This window comes from Pseudomonas mosselii (assembly GCF_005796105.1).
In the GTDB taxonomy this organism is placed as follows: Bacteria; Pseudomonadota; Gammaproteobacteria; order Pseudomonadales; family Pseudomonadaceae; genus Aquipseudomonas; species Aquipseudomonas mosselii_C.
This window is the reverse complement of sequence record NZ_VAUO01000001.1, coordinates 604,714-626,748: the sequence shown is the minus strand read 5'-3', so window position 1 is coordinate 626,748 and position 22,035 is coordinate 604,714. Positions and strand designations below refer to the sequence as shown.

Annotated in this window: 20 protein-coding genes; 15 read left to right on the top strand and 5 right to left on the bottom strand. The window is 54.2% G+C overall.

What is annotated here, in order from left to right; genetic code table 11:
• Positions 1-17: 17 nt before the first annotated feature.
• Positions 18-599 carry an amino acid synthesis family protein gene (locus FEM01_RS02925; protein ID WP_138217772.1) on the bottom strand — a complete coding sequence of 194 codons (582 nt, stop codon included), beginning with the start codon at positions 597-599 and terminating at the stop codon, positions 18-20.
• 119 nt (positions 600-718) lie between these two features.
• Here FEM01_RS02925 and FEM01_RS02920 point away from each other — a divergent pair, with 119 nt between their 5' ends.
• From FEM01_RS02920 to FEM01_RS02910, 3 genes are all read left to right on the top strand, one after another.
• Positions 719-1,570: a fumarylacetoacetate hydrolase family protein gene (locus FEM01_RS02920; RefSeq protein WP_119370463.1), complete on the top strand. Its 852-nt coding sequence runs from the start codon at positions 719-721 to the stop codon at positions 1,568-1,570.
• A 41-nt stretch (positions 1,571-1,611) separates the two neighbouring features.
• A complete protein-coding gene (locus FEM01_RS02915) occupies positions 1,612-2,169 on the top strand; it encodes a VOC family protein (RefSeq protein WP_121161470.1) in 558 nt (185 codons plus the stop codon).
• Between the two features lie 213 nt (positions 2,170-2,382).
• Positions 2,383-3,942 carry a bifunctional 3-(3-hydroxy-phenyl)propionate/3-hydroxycinnamic acid hydroxylase gene (locus FEM01_RS02910; RefSeq protein ID WP_138217771.1) on the top strand — a complete coding sequence of 520 codons (1,560 nt, stop codon included), beginning with the start codon at positions 2,383-2,385 and terminating at the stop codon, positions 3,940-3,942.
• 95 nt (positions 3,943-4,037) lie between these two features.
• On the opposite strand, the gene FEM01_RS02905 is transcribed toward FEM01_RS02910, so the two are convergent.
• Positions 4,038-4,724, bottom strand: coding sequence for a GntR family transcriptional regulator (locus FEM01_RS02905; protein ID WP_119370466.1), 687 nt, complete (start codon positions 4,722-4,724; stop codon positions 4,038-4,040).
• Positions 4,725-4,796: 72 nt separating this feature from the next.
• On the bottom strand, positions 4,797-5,504 hold the full coding sequence (locus tag FEM01_RS24605) for a methyl-accepting chemotaxis protein (protein ID WP_431188551.1): 708 nt from the start codon (positions 5,502-5,504) through the stop codon (positions 4,797-4,799).
• Positions 5,505-6,867: 1,363 nt separating this feature from the next.
• Between FEM01_RS24605 and FEM01_RS02895 the strand changes: the two genes are divergently transcribed.
• The 5 genes from FEM01_RS02895 to FEM01_RS02875 all read left to right on the top strand — a co-directional run bounded on the left by FEM01_RS02895 (position 6,868) and on the right by FEM01_RS02875 (position 13,968).
• Entirely contained in the window at positions 6,868-7,308 is a 441-nt protein-coding gene (locus tag FEM01_RS02895; protein ID WP_138217769.1) for a GlcG/HbpS family heme-binding protein, read from the top strand.
• Between the two features lie 74 nt (positions 7,309-7,382).
• On the top strand, positions 7,383-9,026 hold the full coding sequence (locus FEM01_RS02890) for a DUF1302 domain-containing protein (protein ID WP_138217768.1): 1,644 nt from the start codon (positions 7,383-7,385) through the stop codon (positions 9,024-9,026).
• An 18-nt stretch (positions 9,027-9,044) separates the two neighbouring features.
• Positions 9,045-10,394, top strand: a complete 1,350-nt coding sequence (locus FEM01_RS02885; RefSeq protein ID WP_138217767.1) for a DUF1329 domain-containing protein — start codon at positions 9,045-9,047, stop codon at positions 10,392-10,394.
• A gap of 54 nt (positions 10,395-10,448) precedes the next feature.
• Complete coding sequence (locus tag FEM01_RS02880; protein WP_240791702.1) at positions 10,449-11,552, top strand: WD40/YVTN/BNR-like repeat-containing protein; 1,104 nt, start codon at positions 10,449-10,451, stop codon at positions 11,550-11,552.
• Positions 11,542-13,968, top strand: coding sequence for an efflux RND transporter permease subunit (locus FEM01_RS02875; protein WP_138217766.1), 2,427 nt, complete (start codon positions 11,542-11,544; stop codon positions 13,966-13,968). Before FEM01_RS02880 ends, FEM01_RS02875 begins: the two co-directional genes overlap by 11 nt.
• Before the next feature lie 92 nt (positions 13,969-14,060).
• Here the strand turns inward: FEM01_RS02875 and FEM01_RS02870 are convergent, their stop codons facing one another.
• Positions 14,061-14,363: a ribbon-helix-helix domain-containing protein gene (locus tag FEM01_RS02870; protein WP_138217765.1), complete on the bottom strand. Its 303-nt coding sequence runs from the start codon at positions 14,361-14,363 to the stop codon at positions 14,061-14,063.
• A 207-nt stretch (positions 14,364-14,570) separates the two neighbouring features.
• On the opposite strand from FEM01_RS02870, the gene FEM01_RS02865 reads away from it, so the two are divergent.
• The 5 genes from FEM01_RS02865 to FEM01_RS02845 all read left to right on the top strand — a co-directional run bounded on the left by FEM01_RS02865 (position 14,571) and on the right by FEM01_RS02845 (position 18,324).
• Positions 14,571-14,963 carry a VOC family protein gene (locus FEM01_RS02865; protein ID WP_138217764.1) on the top strand — a complete coding sequence of 131 codons (393 nt, stop codon included), beginning with the start codon at positions 14,571-14,573 and terminating at the stop codon, positions 14,961-14,963.
• Between the two features lie 118 nt (positions 14,964-15,081).
• Positions 15,082-15,642 carry a gluconate 2-dehydrogenase subunit 3 family protein gene (locus FEM01_RS02860; protein ID WP_138217763.1) on the top strand — a complete coding sequence of 187 codons (561 nt, stop codon included), beginning with the start codon at positions 15,082-15,084 and terminating at the stop codon, positions 15,640-15,642.
• Positions 15,643-15,652: 10 nt separating this feature from the next.
• Complete coding sequence (locus FEM01_RS02855) at positions 15,653-17,221, top strand: GMC family oxidoreductase (RefSeq protein ID WP_138217762.1); 1,569 nt, start codon at positions 15,653-15,655, stop codon at positions 17,219-17,221.
• Entirely contained in the window at positions 17,218-18,012 is a 795-nt protein-coding gene (gene gloB, locus FEM01_RS02850; protein ID WP_138217761.1) for a hydroxyacylglutathione hydrolase, read from the top strand. The genes FEM01_RS02855 and gloB overlap by 4 nt, the downstream gene beginning before the upstream one ends.
• Positions 18,013-18,033: 21 nt before the next feature.
• Entirely contained in the window at positions 18,034-18,324 is a 291-nt protein-coding gene (locus tag FEM01_RS02845) for a c-type cytochrome (protein WP_121161443.1), read from the top strand.
• A gap of 313 nt (positions 18,325-18,637) precedes the next feature.
• Here FEM01_RS02845 and FEM01_RS02840 read toward each other — a convergent pair whose 3' ends face one another.
• Positions 18,638-19,372 (bottom strand): TorF family putative porin, encoded by a 735-nt coding sequence (locus FEM01_RS02840; protein WP_138217760.1) that lies wholly within the window; start codon positions 19,370-19,372, stop codon positions 18,638-18,640.
• A 655-nt stretch (positions 19,373-20,027) separates the two neighbouring features.
• Here FEM01_RS02840 and iolG point away from each other — a divergent pair.
• Positions 20,028-21,020, top strand: a complete 993-nt coding sequence (gene iolG, locus FEM01_RS02835) for an inositol 2-dehydrogenase (RefSeq protein WP_121161439.1) — start codon at positions 20,028-20,030, stop codon at positions 21,018-21,020.
• 9 nt (positions 21,021-21,029) lie between these two features.
• On the top strand, positions 21,030-21,992 hold the full coding sequence (locus FEM01_RS02830; RefSeq protein ID WP_138217759.1) for a Gfo/Idh/MocA family protein: 963 nt from the start codon (positions 21,030-21,032) through the stop codon (positions 21,990-21,992).
• Positions 21,993-22,035 lie beyond the last annotated feature (43 nt).

Genomic DNA, 22,035 nt, shown 5'->3' with positions numbered 1-22,035 from the left:
ACGAAGAATACTTTCGATCAGCGAAGTCCGTCTTCGCCTCTTACATCAGCAGCCGCCAATCCGCCCAGGCGGGCATGGATGCGCCCTCCCGTGGACATTGCCAAGCTGAACGCGATTTCATTGCGACGCGGGCCATCCCAGAGCGTGACCTCAGCAACACCGAAATGGCTACGCACATAAGCAGCATGAATGTGACCTAGAGGCATCATGAGCCTGCAACCCGGGCCACCAATGGTTTTTGCGGCAGGAACGATGGCCTTGGGCTCACCCAGCAATGCCCGCATGGCCCAGCCTCCAGCCTCATGCCAGACCGCGCCGTGCTCAAGCTCACCATCCTCTCCCACGATGGCGGCTTTGCCATACGCTTGAACCTTGTCTGCGCCGCCCAGTGCATCGACCAGGCGTTGCGAGAGTTCGGTACCCAACCCACGCAGTTCCGCCATGAAAGGCAGCAGATCCTCTTCATAGCGCCCAGCGTAAGGGTTTTCGATGACCGCAGTGGCCACTGCGACTCTCAAAGGCTCAACCGCCACAGGGCCTCGCTCATGAAGGACATCTTCGATATCCAGCTTGATCTTGCGGACTTTCACCAATGCCATTGCTCGCTCTCCTACTGGACGCCGGAAATAATTTTTGTTGGCGTGTTTGCATTATGCACCTTGCGCTTTATTGTGCAAGAAATTATGTTTTATGCACAAAACAACAGAGAGGTCACACCATGAAGCTCGTTTCCTTCCACCTCAACAACCGGCCCGGGTACGGCGCTGTCGTTGGCGATCGAGTCGTAGACCTGAGCAGTTACTTAGCCGATGTCCCGGATTTGGCGAGCTTGATCGCTTCCCCTGGCAAGCTTGCGCAGGCCAAAAAGCTGGCCGCAGCTTCAGAAGGTGAGCTTGTTCTTGCAGATCTGACACTGAGCCCAGTCATCCCTGCTCCAGGCAAGATTATCTGCGTGGGCATTAACTACGTGGCTCATGCAGAGGAAGCAGGACGTAAGGTTGGGCAGCACCCCGTGATCTTCCAGCGCTTTGCCGAGACCCTGCAGGCACATGACGCACCTCTTGTGCGCCCAAAGGTGTCGGAGGAGTTCGACTTCGAAGCAGAACTGGCAGTGGTCATTGGCAAGGGTGGATCTCACATCGCACCGGAAAACGCGATGGAGCATGTCGCGGGATACACCTGCTTCAACGACGCAAGCGTGCGTGATTGGCAGTTCCACACCCACCAATACGGCATGGGTAAGACTTTCCGCTTCACCGGCGCACTCGGCCCATGGCTGGTAACCGCAGATGAAATTGCCGATTACCGCGACTTGCAGATTCGCGGCATTCTCAACGGGGAGCAGATGCAAGAAGGCAACCTGTCCGAGTTGGCTTTTGACATTCCGCATCTCATTTCCTATGTCTCCCAAGCTCTGGACTGGAACCCTGGCGACATTTTGGCTACAGGGACACCGAGCGGTATTGGTTTCAAGCGAAACCCGCCGATTTTCCTCAAGCCAGGGGATATCTTTGAAGTGACGATCAGCCAGATCGGTACCCTGCGTAATCCAGTGATTGACGAAGCCTGAGCCATCCATCCTCGAACAAGCACAACATTAGGAAAACGCCCATGGCCACCCTGCCCCGCATCAACTTCACCCACACTGGTACGTTTTGCAGCGACCTGGACAATATGGTTGAGTTCTATTGCAGCAAACTGGGATTCGTTGTCAGTGACAAAGGTGTGGCCTCGACTGGCCACCGCTTGTTTTTCATGACCCAGAATCCAGAGGTGCATCACCAGCTGGTGCTCTTCGATGGCAAGCCAACCAACCTACCATTCAACCCGATCAACCAGCTGTCCTTCCTTCTGGATACTCTGGATGACCTCAAGGCATTCTACGTTTTTGCCAAAGAGAATGACCTGGGCCCGATCGACCAGGTCGACCATGGCAATGCCTGGTCGATGTATTTCAAAGATCCGGAGGGTAACCCCATCGAGATGTATGTGGACGCCCCCTTCTACACCAATCAGCCCTGCCGCGAGCCGCTGGATCTGGAGCAAAGTACCGAGCAAATTCTTGCCACGACTGAAGCCATGTGCAGAAGGCGTCCAGGTTTCCAGACCCGTGAGGAATGGATGGAGTCAACCCGCCAACGTATCGCTCAGCAACGCGTGAGTTGGTAAGCAGCCATCGTGCGACCCGAAACGGTCGCACATCCTTTTGGCTAGATGCACATTCAGAAACATCACGTTGATGGACTCTGATGCGGGATCCAGTCAGTAGCTGGAAAACCTGACCCTTCTGCATTGACAGACAGGGTGGTATTTCACCCGTAAGGAAATACACAGGTCTGAAGCCACAGCTTGGTCACACAACAAGAAAGATGGAGAACATCTATGGAATATGACCTGATTATCGTCGGGTTAGGCCCGGTAGGCGTCACTGCTGCCAACCTTGCTGGTCAATGGGGACTACGGACACTGGTTCTCGACAAAAGTGACACCGTGTATCAAAACCCTCGCGCCATGGGGTTGGATCACGAAGCCATGCGCACCTTCGACAACATTGGTCTTGCCGATTCGATAGCCGCGCATGTGATGCCTTACCGCGCCTCCCATTACCTCAACGCCGACGCAAAACTGATCAAGCACATCAACGCCTCCCAGCCTCCGTTCTTACTTGGGTGGGCCCCCAACTACGTGTTTTCACAACCGCCGCTGGAACGCGCGCTGCGTAGAAATCTCCACTCACAGAGCCACGTCGATGTCCTTCTTGGCCGGGAAGTGTTCAACGTCGATTCTGCAGAAGCAGGTGTCACTGTTAGCTACCGCGACTCTGCAGGGGCAGTAAGTCGTGCAACCGCCAGTTACCTCCTGGCCTGCGATGGGGGCACCAGTCCTATTCGCACGAATCTCCAACTGAACATGGAGGATCTGGCATTCGACGAACCTTGGCTGGTTGTGGACGTAATCCTGAATGAAGGCGCAGGTAACTTTCTTCCCGAAACCAATGTTCAATACTGTGAGACTGAACGCCCCAGCACCTTCGTGGTAGGCCCAGGACGGCATCGGCGCTGGGAGTTCATGATCAACGAGGATGAGTCACCTGCCGAGATCATAAGCCCGGAGTCCATCCAGCGTCTGATTTCACGCTGGCTACCTGCTGAGGATTATCAGATCTGGCGAGCTTCCACCTACCGGTTCCATGCACTCATCCTTGAGCGCTGGAGAGTCGGTAACATCTTTTTCCTCGGCGACGCTGCCCACATGACTCCCCCCTTCCTTGCACAGGGCATGTGTCAAGGTTTGCGCGATGCCATGAACCTGATCTGGAAATTGGCATTCGTAAAGCGCGGAATCGCATCGACCAAACTGCTGGACACGTACCAGAGTGAACGCGCCCCACACGTAAAACGTACAACCGAAGTCGCCAAGGAGTTTGGACAGACGATCTGCGAACGCGATCCGGTTAGAGCCTCTGAACGGGATGCCCGATTACTTGCTGCGGTTCAAGAATCCCCAGGGGGTACTATCCGCCAGTCTCTGATACCAGGGCTTGAGAATGGCTTCATTGGCTCACACAAGCCCGCAGGGGGGCTCTTCCCTCAACCGAGAGTAACAACCTTTGACCAGCAGGAAGACCTACTGGATCGTTTCACCGGGCAAAGCATACGGTTGGTGATTGCCGAAGGATTTAAGGCAACAGAGGCATTGCTTGCGGCGTTTGATGATGCGTTACGCGGAGTACAACTGCCAACGAGCATCGTGCAGTTGAGCACTACCCCGACGGTACACTATCAATATCGAGAGCATGATGGCGTGCTTGCGGCCTGGCTGCAGCGGAGTGGATGCGACGTTGTTTTAATACGTCCCGATCACTACGTATACGGTGGTGCTTCAACGCTCGAGGAAGCCGTACACCTCATCCAGGACTGCTTCGGCAAACTTCGTAGTTGAATGGGATCAGGTGGTCGGTGCGCCGACCACCTTGCAGGTCTGAATAGGACTAAATCTGGGGCTCCCCACCATTGTGAGGTAGGGAGCCCTTGGTACTACTGGAGCGTCGAATGCTGCTGACGAAGCACGTCAGTGACATGCTTGAGTGTTCCACCAATGTGATTACCGAGTAGCTCAACAGAGGCGTTGATATCGCGTGACAGAACGGCATCAATCAGTTGCTGATGCTCATCGCCCTTATGGCGCTCCACACTTCGATGCAAGGCTGAGAAACGACGGTAACGTTCGGCCTGGTCGAACAACGAGTCGATCAACCGCAGCATCATGTCCGAAGGACAAGCCGAAAAAAGAGCAAAGTGAAATGCCTTGTGACGCTCAGACCAATCATCATCAAGGGCCACTGAAACGCTTCCAAGACGCTTTTCGACGACCTTCAGCCGATGGAAAGCTCCAAGAACATCAGCTTCCCAAGCATCATCACCATGGCGAATAGCCTCGGCAAGCGCCTCACACTCCAGTAAACGACGCAGCTGGGTAATTTGCTGAAAATCGTCAACAGACAAACGCGCAACGCGAAATCCTTTGTTCTCGCTTGCCTCGACGATGCCTTCCTGAGCCAGACGATTCAGCGCCTCTCGAATCGGGGAACTGCTCAGTCCATAGCTCAGGGACAGCTCTGCTACCTTGAGCTTTTCACCAGGAGCCAACTCACAGCAGATGATCGACTTTTTCATCTGCTGCAGGGCGACCTCAATAAGGGATCCGCCTTGTTGATTTTGCATTTCACGGTTTCCATGGATGTTGCATGCTTTTATATTTTATGCACAAAGTATGATTTGTGCAATTTCTCGCACCTATTTCAGAGTGAAGAATGACAGACCCTCACGCAATTGCCCGGCCAGGTCTTCTAACTCCCGAGAGGCACCGCGTAGGCGATGCGTGCGGTTTTGACTCGCCAGTGCCGATGCCCGAACCTCGAGAATACACAGCCCTACCTCACTAACCATTTCACTCTGAGCCTGCGTAGCGCCTGCAATATCGAGGTTCATCTGATGGATGGTCGAGACCTCAGTCGTTACGCCTCGGAGTGCCAGCCCCGCTCTGAATGAAAAATCGCGAACACGCGCAGACTCTTCGCCAACTCGCTCCACCCGACTGAGCAAACTCTTGCTGTCACATTGCAACGTCTTGATCATTCCGGCGATTTCCGCGGCTGCACTCTGGGTACGTGCAGCCAGGCATCGCACCTCCTCCGCCACGACAGAGAAACCACGCCCCATCTCCCCCGCCCTGGCGGCCTCGATTGCAGCGTTCAAGGCAAGCAAATTGGTCTGCTCAGCAAGCGACTGCACGACCTGGAGCACTCGTCCAATACTCACAGCACGAGCGTCCAACGATCGCATTTCCTGCCCAGTTGCGTGAACAAGTTTGTCTAGCTGGTCGATCTGACCAACTGCTGCCTCAACCTCCTCCCCACCAACCTCGCTGCCTTTGCTGGCCAACCCCGCAGCAGATGACGCATCCCCCGTCAGTCCGACAACACGGGTCAAGCTAACGCCCATCATTTCCATCGCATTGAACGCACGATTTGTGTCTTGCACCTGCTGCTCGGCACTACTAGCAACTTCACGTGTCATCTGATCCAGTTCAGCGCAAACCCTTCCAAGTCCACTAGCGCCCTCCTCAATCCGACTGACGACACCATTGAGGCTTTCGCCCATCTGCCGTATGGCGCGCAAAACGACGGCAAGCTCATCACCGCAATCATCATGGATGGAAGCGTCCAATCTACCGGCGGCAAAATGCTCAACCTGCTCAGCAGTAGCGCGTAGGGAGAGGATGATTCGCCTGCGTATACCCCAGGCTGTTGCAATGCCGAGTACCAACACTAACGCAGCCATCTGAATGAGCTTGGCGTAGGCATTTTGCTTGAGTGCCTGCTGACGGTCGGAAACCTGGCGTCGCATTTCTTCAGACACAGCCAGCATCTGCTCAGCAATTCGATCCATCTCCAGTTCGGACTCGAGGTGGGCAAGGTAGCTGGTGTGATACGCCTCAAAAGCAACACGATATCGCTCCAAGGAGCCAAGCGCTAAATCTAATGCGGCTCGCTGTTGTGTAGCTGCTCCACCAGCCAGGGCCTGGGCAGCAGATCGAAGATCACTGAGCAGCAGTACCCATTGCTCATAGTCCGCCTCTGTCAATGACTGACTGTAAGACCATTCAGCGATGCGCAGAGATAGCAGCTTACGCATGAGCGCCGTGGCATTCTCCGCGAGTACCAACGCTGCCAACATCTCGCTACTTTCCTGCATCAAAGCCTCAGTCAAATCTTGCTCGACGGTTTCAAACGCTATGCGCACCTCACCGGCCTCAACCCCCATGGCTTTCTGCGCTTGTTCCAAACGACCACGCGCCGCGACCAAGCGCTCGAACTGCGTCAGATATTGTTTGCTCGCCACTACAAGTGGCTGCTCAAGCTGCTCCAACGTCGACACCTGCTGAGGAATCTCGTTGACCAAGCGATGCACCTTGTCGACGGCACCTCCAGTGGCCTCTAACCGATAGCTCTTCTCCAGGATTCGAATGTCCAGAATCCCTGCATGCACTCCAGCGATGCTCTCCAGCTGATCCTCCCCTTTGAAAACAGCCTGCAGGCTTGAAAATGCAAAGCACGCCAGCAGCACGCTCAAGCCACACAACAGGCCAAAACCCAGTGCCAACAGGGCTCCTATCGACAAGCGCCGGGGTGAGAGAGACACAGATTTCATCTTGTTTTTCTTCCTATGCCGTTCGAGGGATTTGCCATTGAAGAGGAGCTGTCGTTTTTTCCTTGACTTCCTCGTGGTCGGCAACCTATTTTTGTGCATAAAGCAGCACATAAAGCAAAATAACAAAAATAATGCACAAAGATAGAGGCTAAAAATGCATAGCCGAAAAACCCTCGATCCCGACGAAATCAGCACGTTGCTCGATGCAGCCATTGCTGAAGCGGCCCGACATGACTGGAAGGTATCTGTTGCGGTTGTCGATGACGGCGGACACTTGTTGGCCTTCCGCAGGTTGGCCGGCGCGAGTGTCTCGTCAGCTCAAATCGCCATTGATAAAGCCCGCAGTGCTGCGATTACCCAGCGCCCTACCCGTTTCTTCGCCGAGATGTTGAGCAGCGGGGTGTACGGCATTGCCTCACTGGCCGGAGTCATCCCAATGATTGGCGGACTACCACTTCTGCAGGGCGATCAATGCCTTGGAGGAATAGCTGCCAGTGGCGTGAAGGCCCAGTTCGATGAACAGATCGCAGCTGCCGGCAGTGAGGCAATTGGCTGTTCAGCCCCGCCCAACACCAGATCTAAGGAGAGCCAATAGAGCTGCCAAGCACAGCATCCGTCTCTACGGATGGAGCCCCCTGTAATAACAACAAGAATGCAGAAGAGGTATCCATGAACACAAAGCAACGCCGTCCAACTACACAGCTTCTTGCCCGTCATGGCGCTAAGGCCAGCACACTCAGCATCGCCCTGGCATTGTGTTCGGCAGAGGTCATGGCTTTCCAGTTCGACACCGGAGTCGAGGGCCTCAAAACCAGCTGGGACAACACCATCAAGTACAGCAATGCTTGGCGCCTGAACGAACGCGCCGACAACGTGATGGCATCCTCACCGAACCCGAACAAGGATGACGGTGACCGCAACTTCAGCACCGGGCTGATTTCCAACCGCTTTGACTTACTTTCCGAGTTGGACATCAAGTACGGCGATGTCGGCGCCCGCCTCAGCGGCGCAGCCTGGTACGACACGATCTACAACGAGAAGAACGACAACAACTCGCCCGCCACTGCCAACCCGGTGAGCGTTGACTACAACGAATTCACGGATAAGACCCGCGACCTTCATGGCCGGGATGCCGAGATCCTCGATGCCTTTGTGTATGGCGCACGGGACATCGGCTCGACTCGCCTCTCGGCACGCTTGGGGCAGTTCAACCAGATTTATGGTGAAAGCCTCTTCTTCGGCGCCAACGGTATCGCCAACGCACAGAGCACTGTTGACCTCGTGAAGTTGCAATCGGTGCCGGGCTCGCAGTTCAAGGAAATTCTCCTTCCCACCGAGCAGTTCTCCTTCAACTGGCAGCTCACCGACACCGTTAGCGTGGGTGCTTACTATCAGTTCGAATGGAACAAAACGCGTCTTCCTGGTTCAGGGAGCTACTTCAGCGCAGGCGATTTTGTGGGTGAAGGTGCCGAGCGTGTCTTCTTTGCTGGAGGGCCCCTGTTACACGGCCATGACATCGACGCCAAAGACTCCGGCCAGTTCGGTGCCCAGATCCGCTTTGCTCTCGACGATTGGGAGTTCGGCCTTTATGCGGCGCGCTATCACGACAAAACGCCTGTCTGGTATTTCCGCCCCACCTTCCTGGGCGGTGACGGCACCTTCGTGAATGTCTATCCCGAAGACATCAAGGTGTACGGCGCAAGCTTCAGTACCCTCGTAGGGGAAGCCAACGTCGCGGGTGAAATCTCCATGCGTGTCGACACCCCTCTTGCCCCGAATGGCGGAGTGGTCGTCACCGGTGACATGACCGCAGACAACAACAGCAATCCGCTCTATCCGATCGGCGACTCACTCCATGCTCAGCTGTCGATGGTCAACGTATACGGAGGCTCGGCGCTGTGGGACGGCGCGTCTTTGGTAGGCGAAGTTGCCTTTAACCGTCGCCTCAAGGTGAAGAAGAACGCTCAGAACCTCGATCCGAACACCACTCGCGACGCCTATTCCCTGCGTTTCACCTTCGAACCTCAGTACTTCCAAGTGATGCCTGGCGTCGATGTGCAGATGCCGATCACCGTTGGCTACACACCGTATGGTCGCTCCTCGGTAACACCCCAAGCGTTCTCACCAGAACATGGCGGCGACATCACCCTTGCCCTCAAAGCCGACTACCAGAAGCAATGGTATGCATCCCTCAGCTACACCAATTTCTTCGGCGATGGCGGCCCCATCATCGGCCCGGACAACAACTACTCCTTCGAGCAAACCATGAAGGACAGGGACTTCATTGCCTTCTCGATCCAGCGCACCTTCTGATTCCCGGAGAACAATAAAATGAAAAGACAGGTTTTGTTGATGACCGCTCTTGCTGCCAGCCTTGCGGTCAGCCACGTACTCGCTGCCGTCTCGCCTCAAGAAGCCGAAACGCTGAAAAGCTCTCTCACTCCGCTGGGGGCAGAACGAGCGGGCAATGCCGATGGGAGCATCCCCGCCTGGAGTGGCGGCATCACCAAGGAAGTATCAGGTGCCAAATTCGGTGATGTGCCAGCCGACCTGTTCCCAGGCGAAAAGCCAGTGCTGCGCATCACCGCAGCCAATGCAGGGCAGTACGCCAACAAACTCAGTGAAGGCACCCAGGCTTTGCTGAAGAAGTATCCGAATAGCTTCTTCCTGGATGTCTACCCGACGCACCGCACTGCCGCAGCCCCACAATGGGTCTATGACAACACCCAAGCCAACGCCACGCGTTGCCAGCTGACAGAGAACGGTCTTTCGGTGAAAGGCTGCTACGGAGGCATCCCGTTCCCGATTCCGAAATCCGGCAGTGAGCTGATCTGGAACTTCCTCCTGCGTGTCGAGGCCGAGTCCATCGAGATGGGCTACCGCAACACCATCGGCAATGCGGACGGTTCTCGCACGATGGCCAGTCGAGGGGTGGAGAACTGGCAATACCCCTACTACTACAAGGATGGGACTGCTGATAAATGGTCAGGGCAATATGTGCTGCTGCGCTTCCTCACCAATGAACCACCCTTCAAAGCCGGTGAATCACTGGTCACTCATGACAGCATCAACGCCGCAAGCCCACGGGACGCCTGGCAATATCTGGTCGGCCAGCGCCGCGTTCGGCGTGCACCAACGGTAGGTTACGACACGCCAGACTTCGTGGCATCCGGTGCCAACTACTTTGACGAGGTGCATGGCTTCATCGGTCATCCAGATCGCTACGATTGGAAGTTGATCGGAAAGAAAGAAATGTACATCCCGTACAACCTCAACAATTTCCACTCGCTCAAGCCTGAAGAGGTCAACACCAAGGATGTCCTCAATCCAGAGAAAATGCGCTGGGAACTGCACCGCGTATGGGAAGTTGAGGCAACCGTCGCGCCCGGTAAGCGTCATGCTGTACCGAAGCGTCGCTTCTACATCGATGAGGACAGCTGGACTATTGCCTTGGCTGATGGCTATGACGCTCAAGGTAAGCTCTGGCGCGTCAATCAGGCACTGCCTTTCGTGGTGCCATCGATTCCCGCCGTCGTGGTCAAACCGGTCGTGATTTACAACCTGCAAGCGGGCACGTACAGCGTGGTGCAAGGGCTCAATGGGGAGCGTTACTCGGTTGTGCCGCGCAAGGCGGAAAACTTCTTCACCGGTAACGCGGTTGCCTCTGACTCCGCACGCTGAACCAGGCCTTCAGGGCGGGTATGCCATACCCGCCCTCCTTCGAGGTATCCAACGATGCAACGAATACTAATTGGCAGGCTTGCACTCGCCCTTAGCTTGGGCGTGACGGGTGCCAGCGTGGCAGATGAGGCCGTGCCGACTGAGCCGCTACAACAATCTGCACTGCACAGCGGTTTGGCCCAACACTCGCTGATGCTCGATGTATCACGAGCGGGCAATGCACTGGTAGCTGTCGGCGAGCGTGGCTTCATCCTTCGCTCTGAAGATGACGGCCAGTCCTGGAACCAGGTCGACACACCGGTAAGCGTCACGCTAACTCGTGTTGTTTTCCCGACACCCGATCAAGGTTGGGCCGTTGGTCATGCCGGCGTTGTGCTTCATAGCAGTGACGGTGGTCGGAGTTGGAAGCTGCAATTGGATGGTCGCCAAGCGGCCCAGACGGTACTTGAGGCTGCCGAGAAGCGGTTTGAGCAAGAGCCAAATGCACTCAATGAAAAGCGCGTCTCTAGCGCGCGCAGCCTGCTCGAAGACGGCCCAGACAAACCGTTCCTTGGCGTACATTTCATTGATGCGACACACGGTATCGTGGTGGGCGCCTACGGCTTGGCGTTCTCCACCAATGATGGAGGGAACACCTGGTACAGCATCGAAGAGCGCTTGGATAACCCTGCCGCCATGCATCTGTATGGCATCCAGCAGATTGATGACAAGCTGTTCATTTTTGGCGAACAGGGTCTTCTACTCCGCTCGAATGATCGAGGTACCACGTTTGAGACACTCACCTCTCCTGCCACTGGAACCCTCTTTGGCTTAGTCCCAACGAGCCAGCACGGCCTGCTTGCTTTTGGCCTGCGTGGCAAGAGCTATTTCTCCAATGACGCGGGGGATAGCTGGCAACCTGTGGCGAACCCAAGTCCGATAACCATCACCGCCGGGACGCTACTCAGCGATGGCCGCACGTTACTGGTCGACGAGTCTGGCCGACTGCTGACGAGCAAAGAGCCGCAGCACGGCTTCACCGCACTCACGCTTGAAGAACCTAGCTACCTCACAGGTTTGATCGAAGTAGGTACCGGCAAGCTGGTGCTGAGCAGTGCTCGTGGAGTAACGCGTGTGAACCTAGATGAGCTGAATCGGAGCACCACTCGTGAACAGTAAAGTAACCGTACAGCAGCCCGGTACAGACAACAAGATTGCTCTTTTCGATCCCCGGTCAGGTAGCTTGCCCGAGCGGTTGCTGTTCCGGTATCGCCGACTGATCGTCTTGTTCTGCCTCCTGGTCAGCGCCACCCTCGCCTGGCAAGCACAGCATTTGCGTTTGAGTGCTGCATTCGAAAGCATGATCCCGGTTGATCATCCCTACATTCAGAACTATTTCCAGTACCGTGGCCAACTCGGAGAAGGCGGCAATACGCTGCGAATCGCCGTCAAAAGTAACGACGGCTCCATCTACAACACCGCTTACCTGGAAACACTGAAGCAACTCAACGATGATCTTTTCCTGCTGACGGGGGTGGATCGCCCCTACATGAAATCACTGTGGACACCGGCCACGCGGTGGATTGGAGTCACTGAAGAGGGATTCGACGGCGGCCCCGTGATTCCTGAGGACTATGATGGGTCGCCCGCCAGCATTGAACAGGTACGACAAAACGTTGAACGCTCGGGTGAAATCGGCAGACTGGTAGCGCCGAATCTGCAATCGAGCGTCATTATCCTCCCTTTGCAGGATGCGGCCACTGCTGGCTCCGATAACGCCTTGGACTATCGAGCCCTCTCCAAACAGCTCGATGATCTGCGCGAAAAATACAGCAATGAGCACACGAGCATCGCCATTACCGGCTTTGCCAAAGTAGTGGGTGACCTGATGGACGGCCTGGCACTGATGCAGCTGTTCTTCGCTGGCACTCTAGTAATCTGTGCTCTGGTTCTCTATTGGTACACCCGCTGCCTGCGCAGCACCTTGCTGGTACTGCTGTGCTCGGTGATTGCTGTGGTGTGGTTGCTCGGCCTGTTAGCATCAATGGGTTACAACCTTGACCCCTACTCGATTTTGGTGCCCTTCCTGATCTTTGCTATCGGCCTGTCCCATGGCGCACAGAAGATGAATGGCATCATGCAGGACATTGGTCGCGGTGCGGACAAACTCATTGCGGCGCGCCTCACTTTCCGAAGGCTGTTCCTGACCGGTGCAATGGCGTTGCTTGCTGACGCGGTGGGTTTTGCCGTGTTGATGATCATCAACATCCCGGTCATCCAAGATCTGGCGGTTACTGCCACCATTGGCGTACTTGTGCTGGTTCTGACAAACCTTGTACTGCTACCCGTGCTGCTCTCCTACACAGGTGTCAGTAAAACTGCTGCGCGGCGCGAAGCAGAGTCGGAACAAAAGGCGCACGATCAAACGGAGGCCCGGCATTCGCTGTGGAGCTTTTTGGATCGTTTCACCAGTCCAGGTCGCTGGAGCAATGGCGCGTTAATCATTGCAGGTGCAATGGCTGCTGCGGGATTTGCAATCAGCTTGCACCTCAAGGTCGGCGATCTCGATCCAGGTGCACCTGAGTTGCGTGCTGAGTCTCGTTACAATCAGGACAACGCCTTCATGGTTAATAACTATGCGGCGAGCAGCGACAAGTATGTTGTCATGGTCAAGACACCGCAGTACTACTGCGCTAATTATGAAACCTTGGTCAAAGTCGACGCCCTGGAGGCCAGGCTACAGCAACTCCCGGGTGTCGTCTCGACTACCTCCCTCGCTGCGTTGAGTAAACAGGCTGCTGCAGGAATGAATGAGGGTAGCCTCACCTGGTACGAAATTCCTCGAAACCAAGGCCTGCTCAACGCCATCATTACACGCGCCCCAAGAGAACTGTTCAATCAGAACTGTGATCTGCTAACCATCAATGTCTTCCTCGCTGACCACAAAGCAGACACTCTCACCCGCGTGGTGAATACAGTTGAGACATTCGCAGCAGCGAACAACAGCAAAACCCTTCAGTTCATGTCCGCAGCAGGTAATGCCGGGATTGAGGCCGCAACCAACATCGTCGTGAAGAAGGCAAATGTGCAGATGTTGATGATGGTGTATGCGGCGGTGACGATCCTGTGCTTCATCACCTTCCGCTCATGGCGTGCGGTGATCTGCACGGTATTGCCGCTCATGCTCACCTCCATTTTATGTGAGGCTCTCATGGTTGGCTTGGGTATTGGTCTGAAGGTCGCCACCCTTCCTGTGATCGCTTTGGGTGTTGGTATCGGCGTCGACTACTCGCTATACATTCTCAGCGTCACGCTCGCAAACCTGCGCAATGGTGAGACGCTATCGCGCGCCTATTACCTTGCCTTGTTGTCGACTGGAAAGGTCGTGATCCTGACCGGCGTCACGCTGGGAATTGCGGTGGCTACCTGGGCATTCTCGCCCATCAAATTTCAAGCGGACATGGGCATACTGCTGGCGTTCATGTTCATCTGGAACATGCTGGGCGCTCTTATCCTGACTCCAGCTCTGGCAAGGCTACTCCTAACAAATCACCACCTTGGTGCTCATTCCAAAACTGGACAGGCGCTGCTTTGATCACCACCGACCCGTGTCATAGCGGGTCGGTAATCTCAAGACCGCACAACGGACGGCTGAGTTGCTCGACAACCGATAGCCAATACGCCGAATCAACCGGCAGCGATTGAGAATGGAACTACTTTATTTACCACTTGCTTCTGACTCAGGTATCGGGTGCAGCTTACCCTCAGGAACGAAGCAAAATTCACTACCTCTCCGCGATAATCCATGACTTCCTCGTACAGCTTCGCGATCAGCTGGTTGGTGCTGACACCGTCCGTTGCAGCAATCTCAGTCAAGATGTCCCAGAACTGGTTTTCCAGACGCAAGGTGGTGACTACGCCCCGAATACGCAAGGAGCGCGAGCGCGACTCATAAAGAATCGGGTCTGCCTTCACATACAGCTCACACATAACGCCTCCACTGGATCTACCTGGTTACGTCCCGTCGATGGTATAGGCCCAAGCTTCAAGGTACCTGACCCAAGCAGCACGCGGGTAATACACCGCTATTACACGTACCCATTTCGCTGCCGAGGCGCACGTAATAGCCACTTATTACCCGCCAGATTTTCATGCTGCCATCCTGAGTGCATAACAACACCACAGGAAAGCCTGATAATGCCAAAATTCCTCCACACCATGATCCGTGTAGGTGACCTAGATGCCTCCATGCGTTTCTACGGACAAGCATTCGACCTGCAGGAATCCCATCGCCTTGAATTCGACGACTTCTCCCTCGTCTACCTGCACGACCAGCAAAGCGGCGCCGAAATCGAACTGACCTGGAACAAGGGCCAAGACGGCTACACCCACGGCAGTGGCTATGGCCATGTCGCCTTCGCAGTAGAAGACCTTGATCACCATCACGCTCGCTTGAGCGAAATAGGGCTCTCTCCTGCCCCCATCAAGGAATTCAAACGTGGCGAGGAGATGCTTGCTCGATTCTTTTTCATTCAAGACCCTGATGGCTACAAGATCGAAGTGCTGCAGCGCGCCGGCCACTATCAATAGCGCAATCTCGAGCATCTGACGTTCAGAAGTAGTCGATCTACTCCGTCTGGAAAACGCAAATCCCTCTCAAGCAGCACCCGTGATGTCAGGCTCCTATAAAAACAAAAAGGAGAACCGCATGACCGATCTACAAGCTAGCCGCCGTGGCTTCCTCAAAGGCAGTGGCGGGATTCTTTTGGGCACACTGCTTTTCACGTCCGGCCCCATAGCTCTACTTGCCCCCAGTACAACCTGGGCGCTCGAAATGAAAATGCTGAACAATACGGTGGCCGCGCGCCTGATCGTTATGGTGCGCCGCATCTATCCTCACGATCAGATGGAAGACGCTGTGTACGCTTTCGCGATCAAGGCATTGGACGACCGCGCCGTGACTGATCCCTCCATTCTTCCCCTGCTTGAGCAAGGCCTGAGCGAGCTAGATAAATCAGCAGGTGGCGACTGGCTGAATCTGGATGAGGAGCGCCAATTGGCCGTGCTTGAGTCCATCGAGAGCACCCCTTTTTTCACCCTGGTCAGATCAGTGTCGGTCAATGCTCTTTACAGCAACGAACTCGCCTACCAGCACTTTGGCTACGAGGGCGCCTCCTTCCCTAAAGGCGGCTATTTGATGCGCGGTTTCAACGACCTGAAATGGCTGCCTGCAGCTCCCACCGAAGCCAGCCCCCCCGCCTTTTCCTGAGGATGCGTACATGACCACATTCAACTTTGACGACGACTCGGTAGTGGTGATCATCGGTTCTGGTGCGGGTGGCGGGACTCTGGCCAATGAGCTGTGTCAGAAGGGTATCCCTGTCGTTCTATTGGAAGCCGGCCAGCGACAATCCTCAGCCACCTTCATCAACGACGAATGGCCTTCGTTCGAGCAATTGTCCTGGGGCGATACCCGGACGACTTCGGGGTCGTGGCAGATCGCCAAGGACTTCCCGAACCTACCAGCTTGGATCTGCAAAACCGTGGGCGGAACGACTACCCACTGGGCAGGTGCCAGCCTGAGATTCCAAGAGCACGAGTTTCGGGCGCGCCAGACCTATGGCGATATCAAAGACGCGAACCTGCTTGATTGGCCATTGACGCTGGCAGAACTGGAACCCTTCTATGCAAGGGCAGAAGACAAGATGGGCGTGACACGCACCAACGACATTCCAGGCCTGCCGGGAAACAACAATTTTCAGGTGATGTACAACGGTGCTCGCAAGCTTGGCTACAAGAAATGCAGTACCGGCCACATGGCGATCAACAGCCGCGCCCGTGCAGGACGCGCCCAATGCATGCAACTCGGCTTCTGCTTCCAGGGCTGCAAGATGGGGGCAAAATGGTCAACGCTGTACACCGAGATTCCAGCAGCTGAAGCCACTGGCAAGCTTGAACTTCGCACACAGGCTCACGCGGTGAAAATCGAACACGATGCCAAGGGACGTGCAACCGGTGTGGTCTACGCAGACGCACAAGGACGACTGCAACGCCAGAAAGCGCGTCTTGTGGCAGTGGCAGGTAATGCTATCGAAACGCCTCGGCTGCTGCTCAATTCGACCAGCACCTTATTCCCTCATGGCATTGGCAACGGCTCCGGGATGGTCGGTAAACACTACATGCGCCACACCACCGGCTCAGTGTTCGCAGAGTTTAAGGATCCGGTGCATTTCTACCGGGGCACCATTATGGCCGGCCTGATCGGAGACGAGGTGCACTTCAATCCCGACAGAGGCTTTGTCGGTGGTTACGAAATGGAAACCATCTCGCTCGGCCCATCCTTCATGGCTGCCTTCTTCAATCCTGGTGCCTGGGGACGTGACTTCACCCGCGTCATGGACAACTACACGCACCTGGCAGGCATGTGGTTGGTGGGTGAAGACATGCCCCGGGAAAGCAACCGCATCACCCTGAGCGATACCGTCAAAGACCGCTTCGGCATTCCTGTGGCCAACGTGCACTACGACGACCACCCCAATGATATTGCGATGCGAGAGCACGCCTATCAGCAAGGTAGCGCCGTCTATGAAGCTGTCGGCGCACTGAAGACTCACCGCGTCCCCCCCTACCCCTCAACTCACAATATGGGTACTTGTCGCATGAGCCACAAGGAAGCCGATGGCGTCTGCAACAAGTACGGGCAGAGCCATGAAGTCCCCAATCTGTTCATTTCAGATGGCAGTCAGTTCACTACCAGCGCAGCCGAAAATCCAACCCTGACGATCGTGAGCCTGGCGATTCGTCAGGCTGAGTTCATCGCTGATGCTTTGAGGACGAATGCGGCATGACGAACACTGCCGAAAACCGCCTGGAGATTTGCGCAATCCCAGCGTTCATCGACAACTACATCTGGCTTCTGGCCGATCACGCAAACCAGGCCTGTGCAGTTGTAGATCCAGGTGATGCCGGGCCAGTTCAAGCTTGGCTGGCAGAGCATCCCGGCTGGGTGCTCTCCGATGTGCTAATCACTCACCATCACAGTGACCACGTGGGTGGTGTCGAGAAGCTGAAGTCTGAATTCAATCCCCTCGTTTATGGCCCTGCAAACGAATCAATCCCTGCTAGGGATCGGCCACTCACAGATGGTGATTTGATCCAGGTACTAGGACGAACCATTAATGTTATCGCCGTGCCTGGCCATACTTCAGGGCATCTGGCCTTCTACCTGGTTGATGAGGATGTGCTGTTTAGTGGAGACACGCTATTTAGCGCCGGCTGTGGCCGCTTGTTTGAGGGTACGCCGCGACAAATGCTGATATCGCTCGAATGCCTCGCAGCGCTCCCAGGGCAGACGCAGGTGTACTGCGCACATGAGTACACGCTGCCCAACCTACGTTTTGCTTTGGCAGTAGATCCAGACAATCAACAAATAGCCAAGCTCTTGACTGAAGTCTGTGAAATCCGCAATCGCGGGCAGTGCACCTTGCCCACCAGCATTAGCGTTGAACGGGCTTGTAACCCGTTCCTCCGTGTGCGGGAGGCGAAGATCGTTGAAGCTGTCCAGCGTCACACGAGACTATCCATCACATCAGCCGAGGCATGCTTCGCAGCGATGCGTATGTGGAAAGACAATTTCTGAACAACAAGAAGAAGATCTCCTATGAAAAGAACACTGCTGATTACCCTGACAGCCTTCATGATTGCTACTGCCCAAGCGGCTCAAGAGCCTGAGGCCGTATTCTCAAAAACGTGCGCCATGTGCCACAACGGACAACTCCCAAACGCGCCCAAAAAAGGCGATATCGCTGCTTGGAAACCTCGCCTGGCTCAAGGGCAAGAAATATTGCTCAAAAACGTAGTGAATGGCTTGAGTGTCATGCCCCCACGCGGACTTTGCAGTGACTGCAGCGACGAAGACCTCTTGGCAACAATAGGCTGGATGTCTCGCTGAAAAGTGAAAAGTCTGACCACCAAAAAAGTGACAAGAGAAACTACCAAAAAAACTTCAATAAGAAAATGCTTAGGAAAATCCCAAATTTTCTAAGCAAGGGTTAAAGTCTATAGTGTTCTGCGCTGTAACATACCTGATCTCTCTACTTAGCGCATAAGCAGGAAAGCCCATTAGACAGCATCAATGGGTATACGAGCCAGCACGCTCCACACAGTGCTTATTTCTTACGATAGGTAGTATGCACGCGCTACAAAGCGGGCAATAGATTGCCCGCTTTGTACAACCAATCAGCTCATATTCATAACCAAACCAGCTAGAACGACTTGCTAACACCGGCGATGACGGTTGCGGAGCAGACATCATCAAAGCCGTTGAAGTTGAGACATTCTACCTTGGAGAGATTGCTATCAGCGTAGCTGAGAGACCATTTGAGCCCCAGCAGTTCCTTGTTCACTTCAACCTGCCACTCGTTGTACTTGCTTCGGGTGCTGCCGTTTCCGGAAACGAAAACAGGATCTTTGTAGTCAACCTGGCCATAGCGTGTTTTCAAGCCTATATCTCCTGGCAAGGTAGTTTCATAGCCCACGAAGCTGTAGAGCATGCTTTCATCTCCCCACAGATCATCGGAGTAATAACCGCCTAAGATGAATCCGTGGGCATTCAGTTTCGCATAGTATTCGCTGTAATTGAGATCCGCTTGCTTGGGGTACTCGTACTCCAGATAAGTCAACTCCAAGCTAACGTCATCGGCCAGCTGCATGGAGTAACCCAGGTAATAATCGATTTCCTGGCGTGTCTTGCTGCCGTGACCGAAGTCGACATTCGAGCTCCATACGCCCGCGAACAAACCACTGGAATGTACTAAGGTGGCGGAGCCTTGAAGGGCTGGATCGCCTTGGGTTTGTGACATCCCGCGAGACCAATACTGACTGTACAACCCTGCATCGAGCGCGAGCGTAAAGTCCTTGCTCAACTCAATCGCATTGCTTTCCGACCACGGCGAAACTGCCGCCAGAAAAATAGCCGCAAGCTTAAAAGAATGCTTCATACATATCCCCGACTATAATTTTTGTTAGTTTTCACAGAGCAATTGCCACTGCGGCAGCTACAACGCAAGCAGACACACCAACCAGAAAAACAGTTGATCCATCAGCATTGGCCTTGGCTAGCTAATCAGTGAATCGCTGAATGAGAGGCAGAAGACTCAAAATTTCTATTTTTTATTTAGACCAAGCCTATAGTTGGGAACTGAGGTCTGGCGTGGTTAGCGCCATCACTGCTTGGCTCAGATGCTCTAGAGCTGAGCCGATGGATCTGCTTACCGAACCGTTAGACTATCCTCACGCAGACGACGCAACTGTGCCAAACTGACACAGCAGCCTGGCCAAGGCTTGTAACATGACCAGATGATCAGATTTCGTCTCAGCGCGTTACCAAAATTAGCAACAAATCCAAAAGAGTAAGAAGGCCAATGATGATTGGGATGATTTCTGGCCGCTATTTAAAGTCCTTCACTCTCGCAATCCTCGTAAATCTATAAGGCCTCAATCCCAGCAACCATGTGCCTGGTGAGGACAAGAATTCCGCTGATAACCTTTAGCTTTCAGTGCTTATAAAAAAATACGATTCGCCCGTTAAAGCGCTCGCTGCCACTCTAATTTCGCCGTCTTCAAATCAACAAATTAAAATACAGAGATAGCGATATGCTCAGAGTAGGTATTCTAGGCTGCGGTCGAATCGGAAATGTGCACGCGGCGAGTCTAATGCAGATTCCAACCGCCAAGCTTGTAGCGGTAGCCGACGCCATACCCGCAGCAGCTGAAACATGTGCCAGCCGCTTCAATGTTGAAGCCAGGACGATCGACGGAATCATTCGGGCAGAAGACATAGATGCAGTAGTGATTGCGACGCCCTCTCCGACTCACTTCGATCTTATCCATGCCTTGGCAGATGCAGGAAAGCCGATTTTCTGTGAAAAGCCTATTGATATGTCCTCAGATCGGGTTCGTCAATGCATAGCGAAGGTCTCAAGCGCCGGCGTACCGTTTATGACCGCGTTCAATCAACGGTTCGATCCGCATTTTGGTGCGTTGCAGAAACGACTAGCTGCGGGTGAAATCGGGCAGCTGGAAACTGTCACAATCACGTCCCGAGACCCTGCTCCACCTCCGGTCGAGTACCTGAAAGGCTCTGGTGGCATCTTCAGGGACATGATGATCCATGATTTTGACTTGGCACGATTCTTACTGAATGAAAATCCTACTCGGGTGTTTGCAACTGGCTCAGCGCTGGTAGACCCGGCAGTTAAAGACGTAGGCGACGTTGACACCGCCATAGCACTGCTCATGACAAAGTCTGGAAAAATATGTCAAATTTCAAACTCACGCCGTGCTAGTTATGGCTATGACCAAAGACTCGAGGTACATGGCTCCAAAGGAATGCTGAGAGTTACAAACATCCATGAAAGCCAAGTTGAAAGTGCGACAAGTTCAGGATTTACGATGCCTGTCGCCAAGCCATTTTTCCTAGAGAGATTTGGCCCTGCATACCTCGCAGAAATGGAGCAATTTGTTCACTGCATTTCCACTGGCACATCACCTACTCCGAACGCTGCAGATGGGTTGTTTGCTCAACTGATCGCGGATGCTGCCGCTGAGTCTTTAGCATCCGGCCAAACTGTCGACATCAAGTATTGAGAATAGCACATGAAAATTGGCATTATTGGGCTAGGCAACGTTGCAGAGCTGCATGTAACTGCGCTTAATGAAATTGACCCCACCGCCTACGTCGGTGGATGGGGTAGAACTCCGAGCAAAGCAGCTGCGTTTAAAGAGCGGTTTGGAGGGGTAGTATACCCGACCCCGGAAGCCTTACTTGATGATCCTAGCATCGATGCGGTTGTTATCTGTACCAACGCAGAAACCCACTTTCACTTCGCCAAAGAAGCTCTATTCGCAAGAAAGCATGTACTGATAGAAAAGCCAATTTGCACGAGTACCGATCAAATCCGAGAGCTGGAGATACTTTCGCGCGGCGTCAATCGCTTGTGCGTACCGTCTCACAACTACGTTTATGCAGAAACCATGCAGCGTGTTCGCGCGCATATTGACGCCGGGCATCTCGGAGAAATCGTAAACTTCTGGGCAATCTATAACAAGCGTCACCCCGCTGAAATTGGCGCGCCTGATCTAACCATGAGCGAGCTTATGGTTCATCACATATATTGCATGCTGTATTTTTTGGGTCGGCCGGAACGAGTTTTTGCTACAGGCTCTAATGTCCATTTCGAAGATCCGCAAGCCCACGATCAGCTAATGATCATCGCAGAATATCCAAACGGCAACATCGCGAATCTTTGGGGCAGCTTCTCAGCCGATGATTGTAGCCGTGACCCCTGGTCTGTGTACTTCAAAATTATCGGCAAGAATGGTTCATCAGTGGTGCCGTGGGATACGACAAAGTTCGGAGACGCGAGACTTCCGTTCTGGGACGACGGCACATATTGGGATAGCTTTTACCAAATCCAAAAGTTCTTCATTGAAGAGTGTCTCACTGGAAAGCGCGCCCCACTTTCGTCTCTAAGTGACGCTTATGACGCCACTGTAATCATGGATGCTGCCAGAAAGTCCATTAGTGAAAGAAGGTCTATCGACCTGGATTTCAGCTGAGGGTTACACGAAGCACTTCCTATTGGCCGGCCAACGGGACGTA